This window comes from Aquitalea sp. S1-19 (genome assembly GCF_024343515.1).
Window position 1 is genome coordinate 1 of record NZ_RJTZ01000088.1, and the last position, 14,768, is coordinate 14,768.

The 14,768-nt window shown below is 59.9% G+C and carries 15 protein-coding genes, 3 tRNA genes and 1 pseudogene; 6 read left to right on the plus strand and 13 right to left on the minus strand.

The annotated features are described in order from the left end of the window. The 7 genes and pseudogenes from EGI20_RS12995 to rsmD form a co-directional block, all read right to left on the minus strand. Nucleotides 1-122, minus strand: a 122-nt coding sequence (locus EGI20_RS12995) for a GTP-binding protein (protein ID WP_498631993.1), incomplete at its 3' end; no start/stop codon positions are given. A 2-nt stretch (nt 123-124) separates the two neighbouring features. After that, nucleotides 125-376 (minus strand): annotated as a pseudogene (locus tag EGI20_RS13000) (GTP-binding protein); the annotation flags it as partial. Nucleotides 377-410: 34 nt separating this feature from the next. After that, a tRNA-Thr gene (locus EGI20_RS13005) sits at nt 411-485 on the minus strand. A gap of 20 nt (nt 486-505) precedes the next feature. Further along, nucleotides 506-579 (minus strand) — tRNA-Gly (locus EGI20_RS13010). Between the two features lie 44 nt (nt 580-623). Continuing rightward, nucleotides 624-708 (minus strand) — tRNA-Tyr (locus tag EGI20_RS13015). 141 nt (nt 709-849) lie between these two features. Then, nucleotides 850-1,101: a YfhL family 4Fe-4S dicluster ferredoxin gene (locus tag EGI20_RS13020; RefSeq protein ID WP_124735796.1), complete on the minus strand. Its 252-nt coding sequence runs from the start codon at nt 1,099-1,101 to the stop codon at nt 850-852. Nucleotides 1,102-1,184: 83 nt separating this feature from the next. After that, nucleotides 1,185-1,745, minus strand: coding sequence for a 16S rRNA (guanine(966)-N(2))-methyltransferase RsmD (rsmD, locus tag EGI20_RS13025; protein ID WP_124735797.1), 561 nt, complete (start codon nt 1,743-1,745; stop codon nt 1,185-1,187). A gap of 208 nt (nt 1,746-1,953) precedes the next feature. Between rsmD and ftsY the strand changes: the two genes are divergently transcribed. The 4 genes from ftsY to rpoH all read left to right on the plus strand — a co-directional run bounded on the left by ftsY (nt 1,954) and on the right by rpoH (nt 6,101). Then, nucleotides 1,954-3,468, plus strand: coding sequence for a signal recognition particle-docking protein FtsY (gene ftsY, locus EGI20_RS13030; RefSeq protein WP_498631980.1), 1,515 nt, complete (start codon nt 1,954-1,956; stop codon nt 3,466-3,468). Nucleotides 3,469-3,534: 66 nt separating this feature from the next. Continuing rightward, nucleotides 3,535-4,188 (plus strand): cell division ATP-binding protein FtsE, encoded by a 654-nt coding sequence (gene ftsE / locus EGI20_RS13035; protein ID WP_124735798.1) that lies wholly within the window; start codon nt 3,535-3,537, stop codon nt 4,186-4,188. Beyond that, nucleotides 4,185-5,093, plus strand: a complete 909-nt coding sequence (ftsX, locus tag EGI20_RS13040; RefSeq protein ID WP_498631983.1) for a permease-like cell division protein FtsX — start codon at nt 4,185-4,187, stop codon at nt 5,091-5,093. Before ftsE ends, ftsX begins: the two co-directional genes overlap by 4 nt. Nucleotides 5,094-5,255: 162 nt before the next feature. Continuing rightward, entirely contained in the window at nt 5,256-6,101 is an 846-nt protein-coding gene (rpoH, locus tag EGI20_RS13045) for an RNA polymerase sigma factor RpoH (protein WP_160795701.1), read from the plus strand. 102 nt (nt 6,102-6,203) lie between these two features. Here the strand turns inward: rpoH and EGI20_RS13050 are convergent, their stop codons facing one another. From EGI20_RS13050 to EGI20_RS13060, 3 genes are all read right to left on the minus strand, one after another. Beyond that, on the minus strand, nt 6,204-8,078 hold the full coding sequence (locus EGI20_RS13050; RefSeq protein ID WP_498631985.1) for a PglL family O-oligosaccharyltransferase: 1,875 nt from the start codon (nt 8,076-8,078) through the stop codon (nt 6,204-6,206). Between the two features lie 385 nt (nt 8,079-8,463). After that, the gene (locus EGI20_RS13055; RefSeq protein WP_498631986.1) at nt 8,464-8,901 is read right to left on the minus strand and encodes a pilin; all 438 of its coding nucleotides are present in this window, start codon (nt 8,899-8,901) and stop codon (nt 8,464-8,466) included. A gap of 116 nt (nt 8,902-9,017) precedes the next feature. Then, nucleotides 9,018-9,413 (minus strand): pilin, encoded by a 396-nt coding sequence (locus EGI20_RS13060; protein WP_498631987.1) that lies wholly within the window; start codon nt 9,411-9,413, stop codon nt 9,018-9,020. A 264-nt stretch (nt 9,414-9,677) separates the two neighbouring features. On the opposite strand from EGI20_RS13060, the gene EGI20_RS13065 reads away from it, so the two are divergent. Both EGI20_RS13065 and proB read left to right on the plus strand, forming a co-directional pair. Then, the gene (locus tag EGI20_RS13065) at nt 9,678-11,159 is read left to right on the plus strand and encodes a cyclic-di-GMP receptor FimW-related protein (protein ID WP_498631989.1); all 1,482 of its coding nucleotides are present in this window, start codon (nt 9,678-9,680) and stop codon (nt 11,157-11,159) included. A 78-nt stretch (nt 11,160-11,237) separates the two neighbouring features. Further along, the gene (proB, locus tag EGI20_RS13070) at nt 11,238-12,356 is read left to right on the plus strand and encodes a glutamate 5-kinase (RefSeq protein ID WP_160795691.1); all 1,119 of its coding nucleotides are present in this window, start codon (nt 11,238-11,240) and stop codon (nt 12,354-12,356) included. Between the two features lie 250 nt (nt 12,357-12,606). On the opposite strand, the gene EGI20_RS13075 is transcribed toward proB, so the two are convergent. The 3 genes from EGI20_RS13075 to EGI20_RS13085 form a co-directional block, all read right to left on the minus strand. Continuing rightward, nucleotides 12,607-13,005, minus strand: coding sequence for a hypothetical protein (locus EGI20_RS13075; protein ID WP_249616188.1), 399 nt, complete (start codon nt 13,003-13,005; stop codon nt 12,607-12,609). A 50-nt stretch (nt 13,006-13,055) separates the two neighbouring features. Continuing rightward, nucleotides 13,056-14,090 carry a Holliday junction branch migration DNA helicase RuvB gene (gene ruvB, locus EGI20_RS13080; protein WP_124736761.1) on the minus strand — a complete coding sequence of 345 codons (1,035 nt, stop codon included), beginning with the start codon at nt 14,088-14,090 and terminating at the stop codon, nt 13,056-13,058. Nucleotides 14,091-14,112: 22 nt separating this feature from the next. Continuing rightward, nucleotides 14,113-14,768: NYN domain-containing protein (locus tag EGI20_RS13085; RefSeq protein ID WP_498631992.1), on the minus strand; the 656-nt coding region annotated here is incomplete at its 5' end.

Here is a 14,768-nt window from a genome sequence, read left to right on the forward strand (position 1 = left end):
ATACCACGTGCCTTTTCTTCTGGCGCGCTGTCAATCTGGGCATAACCCTTGGCTTCGCCACCGAACTTCTTCGACAGAATGGTGGTGATAGCAGCAGTCAGAGTGGTCTTACCATGGTCCACGGACCTGGGCAGTCAACGTGAGCGTAGTGACGGGTTTCGGTCTCGTACTCAACGTGAGCGGTATTAATGGTAATACCACGTGCCTTTTCTTCTGGCGCGCTGTCAATCTGGGCATAACCCTTGGCTTCGCCACCGAACTTCTTCGACAGAATGGTGGTGATAGCAGCAGTCAGAGTGGTCTTACCATGGTCCACGTGACCGATGGTGCCAACGTTTACGTGCGGTTTGGTCCGCGCGAATTTTTCCTTAGCCATGGTAAAATTCCCTGAAACTTAACAAGGTTGGATTTGGTGCCCATGGGCGGAATTGAACCGCCGACCTCTCCCTTACCAAGGGAGTGCTCTACCCCTGAGCTACATGGGCTCTCACACTAAAACATATCCTGGAGCGGGTGAAGGGAATCGAACCCTCGTCATAAGCTTGGAAGGCTTCTGCTCTACCATTGAGCTACACCCGCTTATCACGCGCCGCTTACTTCACGCCGCCAAGATAATCTAAATCTGGTGGGGGGAGAAGGATTCGAACCTTCGAAGGCTGAGCCGTCAGATTTACAGTCTGATCCCTTTGACCGCTCGGGAATCCCCCCTTGGAGAGACCCGAATAATACAGATCACCCCTTAGTCCGTCAACACTTTATCGTGTATTTTTTTCTAAAATTGCTTAACTACCAGTAAAAACAGGCTGTTTTACCACTTTAACCGGTACAAGCCTTTTCAGAATCAAGCACTTAAGCCTTGCCGGTAATAATCAGATACTTTGCGTGCAGTTCTTCCTGGGTCTCAGGATGGTTTGGATCCAGCGGGATGCAATCGACCGGACACACCTGCTGGCACTGGGGTTCATCATAATGCCCCACACACTGAGTACACAGATTGGGGTCAATCACATAGATCTCTTCGCCTTGCGAAATGGCATTGTTCGGGCATTCCGGTTCGCAGACATCACAATTGATGCATTCATCCGTAATCATCAAAGACATACAGTTTTCCTCAAGTATTCCTGCTTACGATTTTGTCACCCGCCCCGCTAAAGGGCAAGAACGGCACATCTATATAGATATGCTTAAAGTGCGCCATCCGGCGCCGGCTTTTGCAGCAGCGCATAATGCACCATGCCGGCTACGCCTTCCTTTAATACCAGCCAATCAGCCAATGGCGGGAACTTGGCAGCCTCGGCATAAACCCGCCCCCCCTCATTCAGCAAGCGCGGCAACAGCGGCAACAAGGCCGGCAATAAATCCTGGCTAAATGGCGGATCAAGAAAAATCAGATCAAAACGGTCACGCGTCGTTTTAAGGTAGGACAGCGCATCGGCCCCCATTATATCGACCTCGCGCGCCGCAAGCAGTTCGCGACTGGCTTTGAGCGCAGCCACCGCCTTGCGCTCGCGCTCTATCATCACCACCCGCTGCGCACCGCGCGATGCGGCCTCAAAGCCCAGCGCACCACTGCCGGCAAACAGATCCAGGCAATGCAACCCATCGAGCTCATGCCCCAGCCAGTTAAACAAGGTGGTGCGCACCCGGTCAGGCGTAGGGCGCAGGCCTTCCGCATCGGGAAAAGCCAGCAAGCGGCGCCGGTATTTGCCGGCAATAATACGCACCTTGTTGCGGTACTCGCCCATACATCCTCCAAATTCAAGGCGAAGAGTTTACCGTGAACTTGCCGCTTTGGCTGCATCGCAAGCAAGGCAAAGCCGCGCTGTCGCCTGCATACCACTCCATATATATGTGTTTTGCCCTGCCACACCGCCACGACATGCAATAGAACTGCCCATCACGGCATTTGAAGATACAATCGCGTATCGGACACAGACCTACAGACACGCCAGCATGTTCAGCTTTTTCAAGAAAAAACCACCCGCTCCCGTCGCAACAGAAGTCAGTAATTCCACACCGACGCCCGAGCCGGCACAGTCCCTCCCCACGCAGGATAGCCAAACCGGGCACGCCGCCACGGTAAGCGATAACACCGCGTCACCTGCTCCAGTCGCAGATGCGCCGGCTATTGCCGCACAGCAAACACACTCCGCCGCAGAGCCTGAGGCAGCCCCAAGCGCAGACCATAGCCCGCACAAGCCTGGCTGGAAGGAGCGACTCAAGGCCGGACTGGGCATACAAAATGAAACGCCTTCCCCTGCCGCTCAACCTGCTGCAGCGACAACGGCGGAAATCATCGCCGCCGAACCTGCAACACCGGCTGCGACACAGGAAGAGGCCGCTACCGAGCCAGCCATCACACAGCCAGCCGCAGCTAGCGAGCCCGCGCCGGCCCTCGTGGCCGCGCCACTGGCCGAGGCCACTCCCGCGACAGCACCAGAAGTAGTCGATATCGCAAAAGTGGAGCCGGCAGCGCCAGCAACATCGGAGATACTGCCAGCCGAACAAGTCGCCATCACCCCGCCTGCCATCGCGCCACAACCTGTCGCCGAGCCGAAGAAAAGCAGTTGGACCGAACGACTGAAAGCAGGCTTGGCCAAGACGCGCAGCAAACTGGGCAAATCGCTGGCCTCCCTGTTTGGCGGCGGCAAGATCGATGAAGAGCTGTACGAAGAGCTGGAAGCAGTACTGCTGACGGCAGATATGGGCATCGCCGCCACCACCCATCTACTGGATGATGTGCGTGAACGTGTGTCGCTCAAGGGCCTAAAAGACGCCGCCGAACTCAAAGGCACGCTCAAGGACTCGATCAGCGAGCTGATCACCCCGCTGGAAAAACCGCTGGATATCAGCGGCAAAAAACCGTTCGTGATTATGCTGGCCGGCGTGAACGGTGCCGGCAAGACCACCTCCATCGGCAAACTGGCCAAGTATTACCAGGATCAGGGCAAGAGTGTGTTGCTGGCCGCCGGCGACACCTTCCGCGCCGCCGCCCGCGAGCAGCTGATTGCCTGGGGCGAACGCAACAACGTCACCGTGATTGCCCAGCAAGGCGGCGACTCGGCCGCCGTGTGCTTTGATGCGATTCAGGCGGCGATGGCGCGCGGCATTGATGTGGTGCTGGCCGATACCGCCGGCCGCTTGCCGACCCAGCTGCACCTGATGGAAGAAATCAAGAAGGTAAAGCGAGTGATCAGCAAAGCCCTGCCCGACGCGCCGCACGAAACCATTCTGGTGCTGGATGCCAACATCGGCCAGAACGCCGTATCGCAGGTGATGGCATTTGATGATGCGCTCGCGCTCACCGGCCTGATCCTGACCAAGCTGGACGGCACGGCCAAGGGCGGCGTGATTGCCGCCATTGCCTCGCAACGCCCGATTCCGCTGCGCTTTATTGGTGTGGGCGAGGGCATCGACGACTTGCGGCCATTCAAGGCGCGCGATTATGTAGACGCGCTGTTCGACTGATACATCACACCGCAGGCGCGCTCTGAATAGAAGCGCGCCTGTTTTTTGCGACAAGGGGAACATCACATGATCCAGTTCGATCAGGTGAGCAAGCGCTATCCGGGCGGCTTCGACGCCCTGAAAAACCTGAGCTTTTCCATAGAAAACGGCGAGATGGTGTTTCTCGCCGGCCACTCCGGCGCCGGCAAGTCCACCTTGCTCAAGCTGGTTTCCGGCATCGAGCGCGCCACCTCGGGCAACGTCATCGTCAACCGGCAGAACCTCAGCCAGTTGCGCGCCAGCCAGCTGCCCTATGTGCGCCAGCATATCGGTATCGTTTTTCAGGACCACAAGCTGCTGTACGACCGCTCGGTATTCGACAATGTAATGCTGCCGCTGGACATTATCGGCTTTGACCGGCGCGATGCGGCCCGGCGCGTACGCGCAGCGCTGGACAAGGTTGGCCTGCTAAACAAGGAAAAGAGCATGCCTATCGGCCTGTCCGGTGGCGAACAGCAGCGCCTGTGCATCGCGCGCGCCGTGGTGCACCGCCCCAGCATCCTGCTGGCTGACGAACCCTCGGCCAACCTCGACCGCGCCTACGCGCTCGATATCATGGAGCTGTTCAAATCCTTCCATCAGGTTGGCGTCACTGTGCTGATTTCGGCGCACGACGAAACCCTGATGGAAGACTACGGCCGTCGCATTATCCGCCTGCGGGAGGGGCAATTTGCCTCATGAAACACTATCTGACCTTGCACTGGCAAAGTGCCACCCGCGCGCTGATGCACATCCTGCGCCAGCCACTGGCCAGCCTGCTCAATCTTTTGATGCTGTCGCTGGCGCTGGCCTTGCCGCTTAGCCTCTACCTGGCGGTACAGAGCATAGAAGACTGGAGCGGCAAGCTGAACGTCACCCCCGAGCTGACGATCTTCATGGAAATGAATAGCGAGCCGGCCGATCTTGCCGCCGTTGAAAGCACGCTGAAAAACCATCCCAAGGTGAGCGGCTTCGCGTTTATAGACAAGGACCACGCGCTGGAAGCGCTGGAAGCACGCAACGGCATCGCCGGCATGAGCGAGGGCCTGGATGGCAACCCGCTACCCGACGCCTTCGTGGTCAAGCCGGCTTCGCTGCAAACCCAGGATCTGGATCTGCTGCAAAAAGAGTTGTCCGGCCTGCCCATGGTGGAAAACGTCCAGTTTGATGCCGCATGGGCACAACGCCTGAGCCAGCTACTCAAGCTGGGCGAGCAGCTGACACTGTTTCTCGGCATTGCTTTTGCCGTGGCGCTGGTGCTGGTCACCCACAACACCATACGCATGCAGATACTGGCGCGGCGCGACGAGATCAATATCTCCAAGCTGATCGGCGCCAGCGACAGCTTTATCCGCCGCCCCTTCCTTTATCACGCGCTATGGCAGGGTCTGTTGTCGGCACTGCTGGCCTGGGGTATGGCCAGCTATCTGATCCATGTTGCCAACCCGGTGCTGGCTGAACTGGCCCAGCTTTATAACGAACAACTGGCGCTGCGCAGCCTGAATGCCGGCGAACTGGGCCTGCTGCTGCTGATCGCGGCTTTCCTGTCCATCAGCGGCGCACGTCTGGCCACCGACCATCACTTGCGCCAGGCACAAGCGCATTAAACCGGCCGGGGCGGCGTCCTGCCGCCCCGCTTAAGCCTGCCTTCATTGCCACTCGCTATGCTTGCCATTGAAATTTTCCGTCATCGGGGAACTGTTGTGTTCTGGCACTCCCTAACAGTGAGTGCTAACATCCGAGTTCAAGACAGGAGGTAGTGTACGACTATGACCGCATCCCTCGCTTTACCCGTTCCTTCCAGCACCGGCAGTCTGGAGCAATATATTCAGGCGGTGAACCGTCTGCCCATGTTGTCGCAGGAAGAAGAGGTCAAGCTGGCCACGCGCTATCACGAACAAAATGATCTGGAAGCCGCGCGCACGCTGGTGATGTCGCATATGCGCGTAGTGGTGTCCATCGCCCGCGGCTATGCCGGCTACGGCCTGCAGCAAGCCGACCTGATACAGGAAGGCAATATCGGCCTGATGAAAGCCGTCAAACGCTTTGAACCCGCACGCGGCGTGCGGCTGTTCTCGTTTGCCGTGCACTGGATCAAGGCCGAAATGCACGAATTCATCCTGCGCAACTGGCGTCTGGTGCGCATTGCCACCACCAAACCGCAGCGCAAACTGTTCTTCAACCTCAGAAGCATGAAGAAAAGCATGTCGGCGTTGTCCGATGTCGAGGCGCGCGAGATCGCCGATGACCTGGGCGTCAAACCGGAAGAAGTGCTGGAAATGGAAACCCGCATGACCGGGCAGGATGTCGCGCTTCTGGCCGATGATGGCGACGATGACAGCTACGCGCCCATCGACTGGCTGGCCGACAGCGAACACGAACCGGTGCGTCAGATCGAGAAAAAAGCCGTCGACCGCCTGCAAAGCGAAGGCCTGAGCGAAGCGCTGGCGACACTGGACGCACGCAGCCGCCGTATCGTCGAAGCGCGCTGGCTGGCCGACGACAGCGGTGCCACCTTGCACGAACTGGCCGCCGAATTCGGCGTCTCCGCCGAACGCATCCGCCAGATCGAAGTCAAGGCACTGCAAAAAATGAAAACCGCGCTGGTCGCCTGAGTACAGGCTGCAGCATAAATATCGCCCGCGACGCGGGCTCCCGCGATCGCACTCAATCGCATAGGAGCCCGCAGCGCGGGCGAATTTGTCTGCACACGCTTTTTAACGATAACGTTCCGGCAAGCGTCCGCGTGCCGCGCTCGCCTCCTGATACAAGCCCTGCCACGCCGGCTCGCTACCGGCGAGCGTCGCCATAAACTGCGGCGCATAGGTCGGGAAGGAGGCCAGTGCCTGCTGCAAGGTCCGGCGTGCCTGATCCGGCTGCCCGGCCAGCACCTCCATCTGCGCCTTTTTCAGCAACACATCCGGATAGGGACGAAAAGCCGCCAGCCGCGTGATCCACGCCAGCTTCTGCGGCAGATCCCGGGCCGTCGGCTGCAGATAGTTGTCCAGCGTATTGAGCGCATGAAAGGCAAACAGCGGCTCGCGCTCGATAATCTCTCCCAGACGCACCTCTTGTGCGCTACGCCGCTCGCTATTTGCTGCCGGCGTATACAAGCCCACCAGCTCCCAATAGCGCGGCAAGCTGGTGGCACACAGCACGACCAGCCACAGCGATAGCCCCCACGCCCCCGCCTGAAGCAGCCGTGGCAAGACAAACGGCCGCGAGGGTGCCAGCGACAGCGCCATCACCCCCACCGCCGGAAAATACAGATACCACAACGGGTACTCGACCATGCTGTGAATCAGGCTGATGGCCAGCACCGTCACCGGCAACAGGTGATGCGCGGTCATCTGGCGGCCAAAAAACGGTGTGCCCACCCACAGCAAACCGCCCAGCACCAGCGTCGTGCCCACCACCCCGGTTTCGGCCAGTAATTGCAGCAGCAGATTGTGCGCATTGGTAAACAGCCCGCTATTAAAGGCTGCCGCGGCAAACTCGGGCCGGGTCTGCAAGGCCACGCTATGGGAAGCAAACTGCGACCAGCCTGCACCCAGCCAAGGCGCTTCATTAAATACCAGCCAAGCCTTGTGCCACTCGGCAAAACGGCGCGAATTCATGCTCTCGCCGCCGGCCGCCGCGATACGCTCCACACCGCTGGCCACCCCGCCCTGTCCGGTCAGCGCGCTCAATAGCGAATTGAAAGCCGGCAAGGCAAACTGCAAGACAATAATCGCCAGCGCCGCCAGCGCCAGCGTCATCGCGAAACGCCGCGCCATCCCGTCGCGCACGCGCCACAGCCAGAACGGCGAGAGCACCAGCATCGCTGCCGCATACAACAGCACCGTGCGCGAACCGGCCCAGGCAATCGACAGCGCCAGCCAAGCCAATAGTGCCAGCGCCCACGCGCGTGACAGACTGCGCACAGCCCATAGATAGGCCACCGCCACCACACCCCAGCTTAAATAATGCGCATACTGGTTGCGCTGGCCGATATGGCCAAACACATTCGTGGTCACATGTGCGCTGTCATAAAACAGCAAGCCGCCCAGTACCTGCACCAGCCCGGTGACTTGCGCCAAGCCAATCAGCGACTGCAATAGCGCCCCCGCGAGCAAAGCCTGGGCCAGGCGCAGGTGGATTTCTTCGTCACCAAACCAGTCACGCAGGCATAGCGTCACCCCGGCGAGCAAAGCCAAGGCGGTAAATGCCAGCGCGGTCGCCTGATTCAGGCCGGGAAACAGCAAGGGCACGAACAGGCCCTGCAAAGCCCATGCCGCAGCCAGCACCAGCATCCACACCCCGGCGCGCGGCAAGGCGGCAAACAAGTGCGCAGAGGGGCGCGTAGGAGCGGCGGCATGAATGGCTGTAGGAGCGGCCTCAGCCGCGATCTCTTTCCGACCACGCCCAAAGCCGCGCTGACACAAGCCCGCCAGCCCCAGCAAGCCGGCGGCCAGCAGCGTCAACCACACCACGCTCGCCTCGCCAAACCATTGCGGCAGCGGTACATAATGGATGCGCGATAAAAAAGGCAGGATGGCAACCAGCGCCCACACCAGCAGGGACAGCGGGGCAACAGCAAAATTCAGGCGCATAAAAACAGACAGCCGTTCAGGACAAAGGAAGGGATTGTAACGCGGGACAGCGGGAAGCGGGTGGCATGCCCCCTCACCCAGTGCTGTGCGCCACCCTCTCCCCGCCGGGGAGAGGGTATGGTTAGCTACCGCAACAATAAGCATCAACACCAAGTGCCAGTCTCAAGCCCCTCTCCCCCGGGGAGAGGGGTTGAGGTGAGGGGATAACGTCAGCGACATACGATCCGGCCAACAGCGCCAGCACCCTTCTGACGACAGCCACCCGCCCCACCAGACATGCAAAACGCCACCCAAGGGTGGCGTTTCTGATCTAGAGCAGGCAGATTACGGCCTTAGTCTTAACGCACTCTACGTGCTACATCACACATTTTTAAAATACGCAAAATTAGTTGCGTACATAGGCGTTATCAAGACATTTACCAGAGTACGCCCACTGCAAACCATCTTGCTTAGCAGTAGGAGTCAGAACACATGTATCTGCAGCAACAATCCCCTTGTAAGCATTCGGCGTCGCCGTAATCACGCCATCCGCAACAGTCAAGCTATTAAACGCCTTAGCTGTACTTGCAGCAGGCGGGGTAGGAATACCATTTTGACCAGAGTCGCAGGTGCCAATTTTAGCGGCAAAATCAGCACCAGAAGCTTCAGCATAACAAAGGTCTACAGCGGTCTTGAACGGAGCCATTGCCATAGTCACTTCGGTATAAGCAGCTTTCTTCATGTAATTTTGATATGCAGGCAGCGCAATAGAAGCCAGAATACCGATAATCGCCACGACGATCATCAGTTCGATCAGGGTAAAGCCTTGTTGTACACGTTTCATGGTGTTGCTCCTGTTTCAAAGTAAAAAACCCTGCCATTGTACCCGCGCCATGCCTGCCCCGACAGATGGACGGCATGTCGTGCCCGTGATGCCACACCACAACACACACTAAAAAATCACCATGCCCCGCAACTGCTGGGCGCATAAAACACCTGCACACTAGTACGGCATGACCAAGTGCCGGTCGCAACAGCCCGCTCAAGCGCCAGTGTTTCTCCGTCGACCGCAGCACCCAGACCCTGTATCTCGCAGCGGATCCCCGCAGCGTTTACCGTCAACACGCGGCACTGCGCCACATCGGCCAGTGCAATATCGGCCGGTGACGCCGGTGTGCCACCATTGGTCAGCACTTCTTCAAAGCCGGTCTTGCCATTTGCCAAAGCGCTATACAGCACCGCCACCCGCGTTTTGAGGATGTAGTTCTGGTACAACGGGATCGCGACCGCCGCCAGTACGCCGATAATCGCTACAACCATCATCAGCTCGATCAGGGTGTAGCCTTTTTGCTTCATACGATTATGCTATATCCAAATAAAAAGCCAAACAACCATCTCAAATAAATCAAAACTCCGCTTCTGATCGCAGTCTGCGCTCCATCCTTCAGCAAAACAAATAAATACGATCAAACTACGACGACCAACACATACAGCTGTCGCATGCAGACGACACGCTGCCACAAAAAACTGGCGCCACGTCGCGCCAGATGCGGCCCATGCATTATTCAGGCATCATCCTGTTTAGCTTGCCGATTAAAACCTAAGGCGCCCACGCGCACCATGCTGACCCCACTGAACCTGACCCTGCCACCCACCACCGTGTCCAGCCCCGACCCGGCGCAGATGGCTGCCCATCTGGCTGATCTGCCGCTGGCACTGACTTTGCAGGGTGCCGCCGATATGGCCGAATTGCTAGCACACAGCAATGCACAGGCAATGGATAGTGCGCAGCGCCTGCAGCTATTTGCCCTGTTTCTGCCGCATATCGAACGCATGCTGCCGCTGCTGGACAGCGAATACCACCAGCGCGAACTGTCGGCCACCCACCGTGCCCGCGAAGCGGCACAACTGGCGCGGCGTCTGCATAGCGAAAGCCTGGTCGCGCTGAAACACTGCCTGCAAGGACAGCTACAACATAAGGCCGCGCCAGGCCAGCACCTTGCACTGCTGCAACGGGTATTGCGAGCCTGCCGCGACATGCTGCATACCTACCTCACGACCTACCACCCGCTGCCGGATGGCTTCTGGCTCGATTGCCACGCTCTTTACCGCTACGCATTGCAACAGGGCTGGCAGGACGATAGCGAACTCGGCCGCCACTATAAGGCGCTGCTGCTGCTGGGGCTAAGCAATAGCAATCGCCTGTCGCCGCTGCAGCTGACCCGGCTGATCCATCTGGCCGGCCAGGAGGCGGACCGGGTGATGCTGCATACCGGGCAGGCAGAGGGGCAGGCCTTGTGCGTGCTGCCTGATAGCGACAAGGCGCCCGCCTATTGCGAATACCCGCCCGCAGGCAGCTGGCAGTTCCATACCGGCGCGCTGACCGAAGCCATCAACCTGCACTTGCTGGAGCTATGCCACAACCCGCAGCAGCATCCGGATGAAGATGCCGAGCTGTATCTGGCCCTGCTGCATGACTGGCAGCGCCCGGGCCTGCGCCGCGAAACGCGTGAGCCGACAGGCGGAACGGTACAATTGGTCTCGACGCTGGCCGCCTGCTGGCACCAGCTCAATGGTCGCAGCTGGGACTTTGCCGCTACCGGTGACGGCAGCGAAGAAGTCGCCTACCGCAACCGGCTGGCACAGCGCAGCCCGCCACCGCCGCCTATGCCCATGCACATCATCAACCGCAGCCCTAGCGGCCTGCAGTTGCTGGGCCATAGCACCAGCCATGCGCTGCGTAACGGCGAGCTGGTCATTTTGCGCGAGGACGGGGAAAGCGATGCGCGCTGGCAATGCGCACTGGTGCGCTGGGTCAGCTATGGTCATGCACTGGAAACACGCTGCGGGCTGGAAATCATCGCCCGCCATGCAGAGCCGCTGATGGTGCGCGCAGGCCATGCCCACCCGGGCGACACCACGACACTGGCGCTAAGGCTGGACCCGGCACAGGCACCCAGCCAGCTACTCCTGTCCGGCCGCCCCTATCTGCGCCTGGGCAGCATGGCGCTGACCGGCTGGCACGGCACGGAACAGGCACGCATGCTGCGCATCAGCAAGCAAACCCCGGGCTACCAGCTGGTCGAAATACGCACCGGCTGATGCCGCGCACACGGCTTGGTCTGGCTACCCGCAACGGGTTAAAATCTCCGCTGCCATTTCTTCTGTGGATTTTCTGATATGCAATCGCTGATACACACCGCCGACCGCATCGTGGTCAAAGTCGGCTCCAGTCTGGTGACGAATGATGGCAAGGGGCTGGATCTGGCCGCACTGGCACGCTGGGCCGCCGAAATCGCCGAGCTCAAGCGCCGCGGCAAGGAGGTGGTACTGGTTTCCAGCGGCGCCATCGCCGAGGGCTGCCAGCGTCTGGGCTGGGCCACCCGCCCCAAGGCGGTACATGAATTGCAGGCCGCCGCTGCCGTCGGCCAGATGGGGCTGTGCGAAGCCTATGAACAGGCTTTTCGCCGGCACGGCCTGCAAACGGCGCAGATTCTGCTCACCCACGAAGACCTGGCCGACCGCACCCGCTACCTGAATGCACGCACCACCTTGTCGACGCTGATGGCGCTCAATGTGGTGCCCATCATCAATGAAAACGACACGGTGGTGACGGCCGAAATCCGCTTCGGCGACAACGATACGCTGGGCGCGCTGGTGACCAATCTGATCGAAGCCGACGCGCTGGTCATCCTCACCGACCAGCAGGGGCTGTATAGCGCCGACCCGAGGAAAAACCCCGACGCGGTCTTTATCCACGAAGCGAACGCAGGGGATGCAGCACTGGAAGAAATGGCCGGTGGTGCCGGCAGCAGCATCGGCACCGGCGGCATGCTGACCAAGATACTGGCCGCCAAGCGCGCGGCGCGCAGCGGTGCAGCTACCATCATCGCTTGCGGGCGCGAACATGATGTGTTGTCGCGCCTGGCAGATGGCGAAGCAATCGGCACCCAGTTGCTCGCCACCACCACGCGCATGGCGGCGCGCAAACAATGGCTGGCCGACCACCTGCAATTGGCGGGTAAACTGGTACTGGATGCGGGCGCTGCACAAGCGGTACGCGAACGCGGCACCAGCTTGCTGCCTATCGGCGTACGCGCCGTCGACGGCGCCTTCCTGCGCGGCGATGTGGTGGCCTGCATAGACAGCGACGGCATCGAAGTCGCGCGCGGTCTGGCCAACTACAGCTCGGACGAGGCGCGCCTGATCATGCGCCGCCCGACACGCGAAATCGAACAGGTGCTGGGCTATCTGGTCGAGCCCGAGCTTATCCACCGCGACAATATGGTTACACTCTAGCCCCCTCACCCGGCGCTGACGCGCCACCCTCTCCCCGAGGGGAGAGGGATTTCATGCGGTCACTCATCACCATGCGTCTAGGGCGAAGACGCCCTATCACAGAACGACATCCTCCCCTCGCCCCGACGGAGAGAGAAGTTTCATGCGATCATTCATCGCCATGCATATCTGGGACAAAGACGCCCTCTAACAGTACGACATCCTCCCCTCTCCCCACCGGGGAGAGGGGCTGGGGGTGAGGGGGAGTGATTTAAGCGTCGGGCTTTTTGTCGTGCTTGAGTTCGATGGCGCGCACGATGACATAGGCGATCATTGAGCACAGGAAGAACAGCAACATCATCCAGGCGATGGACTGCAGGGTTTCGATCAGTGTGCGGTACAGCTCCAGCGTCCAGCGCATGCCGTTAAGCTCCAGCGCTGCCGACTCGCGCGTGGCAGTCACATACTTTTCCAGCTCCCACAAACGCACCCCGCCCGAGACGCCGACCACGATAACGGCAAAGCGCAGATAACGGCGCCAGGCGTCGGCCAGCTCGTCGCCGACGATGCGCGACAGAATCTTGCCCACCGCACCGTCAAAAAACTTTGCAGTGATCAGCGATGTCACCAAGGCCACCAGCAATGTGGCTCCCAAGAGCGCATAGAACATATGGTTTCCCCTTAATCCAAATTTATTACTTTGAGATTGTACCAGCTTGCTTAGTCGCGCACCTGCAAACCAAAGTGGGTATAAGCCAGCGCCGTCACCATGCGTCCGCGCGGCGTGCGCTGCAGATAGCCTTGCTGGATCAGATAAGGCTCGATCACGTCTTCTATGGTGTCAGTCGATTCGCCTATCGCCGCCGCCACATTGTCCAAGCCGACCGGGCCGCCAGCAAACTTGTCTAAGATAGCCTCCAGCAGCTTGCGATCCATCACGTCCAGCCCGGCCGGATCCACGTCCAGCATGGCCAGCGCCGCATCGGCCACTTCGGCAGTGACCACGCCGTCGGCTTTGACTTCGGCGTAGTCGCGCACGCGGCGCAGCAGGCGGTTGGCAATACGCGGCGTGCCGCGGCTACGCCTTGCCACTTCAAATGCGCCCTCGCCCGCCAGTTGCACGCCCAGAAGACCTGCCGAGCGGGTGACGATGCGGGTCAGCTCTTCGGCATCGTAAAATTCCAGCCGCGCCACGATGCCGAAGCGGTCGCGCAGCGGATTGGTCAGCATGCCGGCGCGGGTGGTGGCACCGATCAGGGTAAAGGGCGGCAGGTCTATTTTGACCGACCGCGCAGCCGGGCCCTCGCCTATCATGATGTCGATCTGGTAGTCCTCCAGCGCCGGGTAGAGGATTTCCTCGACCACCGGCGAGAGGCGGTGGATCTCGTCGATAAACAAGACGTCGTGCGGCTCAAGATTAGTGAGCAAGGCCGCCAGATCTCCTGCTCGCTCCAGCACAGGGCCGGAAGTCTGGCGCAGATTCACCCCCAGTTCGCGCGCCACGATATGCGCCAGCGTCGTCTTGCCCAGGCCCGGCGGGCCGAACAAAAGCACATGGTCCAGTGCCTCGCCACGGCGCTTGGCCGCCTCGATAAAGATTTCCAGCTGGCCGCGTGCCTTTTTTTGCCCGACATATTCGTCAAGCAGCTTGGGGCGCAGCGCCCGCTCCTGCGCATCCTCATGCGCGGACAGGCTTTGCTGGGTCACGATGCGCGGCGCGGGTGCGCCGCCCATCAGGTTGTCGGTTTCTATCATCTTGCGCTTGTTTCCTGACTGGCTATTTCTTGCGGCCATTAGCCGGCTTGAGTTTGATGGAGATGCCGCCACGCCCCTGCGTGGCTTTTTTCACCTCGAACCAGCCGGATTTTTCCACCAGTTCGGAAATTTTGCGGTAACCGTAGTTGCGCGGGTCAAAGTCGGGCATCCATTGTCCCAACAGGCTGTTGGCACCGCCAAGATCCGCCCAGCCGTCGTCGTCGCCGCTGGCTTCGATCGCCTTCTGGAACTGGGCACGCAATTTGCGGTCCAGCGGACGCAACACCGGCTTGGCTGCGGCGGGCACCTTGACACGCCCCCCCTCGTCCTTGCCCGCGGTTTCCGGCTCGGCCTTGGCCTCGTCCGGCTCGCGCAAGACTTCGACGTAGACGAATTTGCTGCAGGCATTCACAAAGGCGACCGGTGTTTTTTGCTCGCCAAAGCCCCAGACATCCAGCCCGTCTTCGCGCAAGCGCGTTGCCAGACGTGAAAAATCGCTGTCGCTGGAGACCAGACAAAAGCTGTGAAAACGCTCAGAATGCAGCAGATCCATCGCATCGATCACCATCGAGATGTCGGACGCGTTCTTGCCCTTGGTGTTGGGAAACTGCTGGATGGGGTGGATGGCAAAGCGCGCGCACAGATCGCGCCATGCCTTGTCGTGCTTGCTGAAGTCGC

Coding starts and splice junctions, on each gene's coding strand:
- EGI20_RS13020 (WP_124735796.1), bottom strand. CDS start 1,101: ATGTCTTTGATGATTACGGATGAATGCATCAATTGTGATGTCTGCGAA.
- rsmD (WP_124735797.1), bottom strand. CDS start 1,745: ATGGGCGAGTACCGCAACAAGGTGCGTATTATTGCCGGCAAATACCGG.
- ftsY (WP_498631980.1), top strand. CDS start 1,954: ATGTTCAGCTTTTTCAAGAAAAAACCACCCGCTCCCGTCGCAACAGAA.
- ftsE (WP_124735798.1), top strand. CDS start 3,535: ATGATCCAGTTCGATCAGGTGAGCAAGCGCTATCCGGGCGGCTTCGAC.
- ftsX (WP_498631983.1), top strand. CDS start 4,185: ATGAAACACTATCTGACCTTGCACTGGCAAAGTGCCACCCGCGCGCTG.
- rpoH (WP_160795701.1), top strand. CDS start 5,256: ATGACCGCATCCCTCGCTTTACCCGTTCCTTCCAGCACCGGCAGTCTG.
- EGI20_RS13050 (WP_498631985.1), bottom strand. CDS start 8,078: ATGCGCCTGAATTTTGCTGTTGCCCCGCTGTCCCTGCTGGTGTGGGCG.
- EGI20_RS13055 (WP_498631986.1), bottom strand. CDS start 8,901: ATGAAACGTGTACAACAAGGCTTTACCCTGATCGAACTGATGATCGTC.
- EGI20_RS13060 (WP_498631987.1), bottom strand. CDS start 9,413: ATGAAGCAAAAAGGCTACACCCTGATCGAGCTGATGATGGTTGTAGCG.
- EGI20_RS13065 (WP_498631989.1), top strand. CDS start 9,678: ATGCTGACCCCACTGAACCTGACCCTGCCACCCACCACCGTGTCCAGC.
- proB (WP_160795691.1), top strand. CDS start 11,238: ATGCAATCGCTGATACACACCGCCGACCGCATCGTGGTCAAAGTCGGC.
- EGI20_RS13075 (WP_249616188.1), bottom strand. CDS start 13,005: ATGTTCTATGCGCTCTTGGGAGCCACATTGCTGGTGGCCTTGGTGACA.
- ruvB (WP_124736761.1), bottom strand. CDS start 14,090: ATGATAGAAACCGACAACCTGATGGGCGGCGCACCCGCGCCGCGCATC.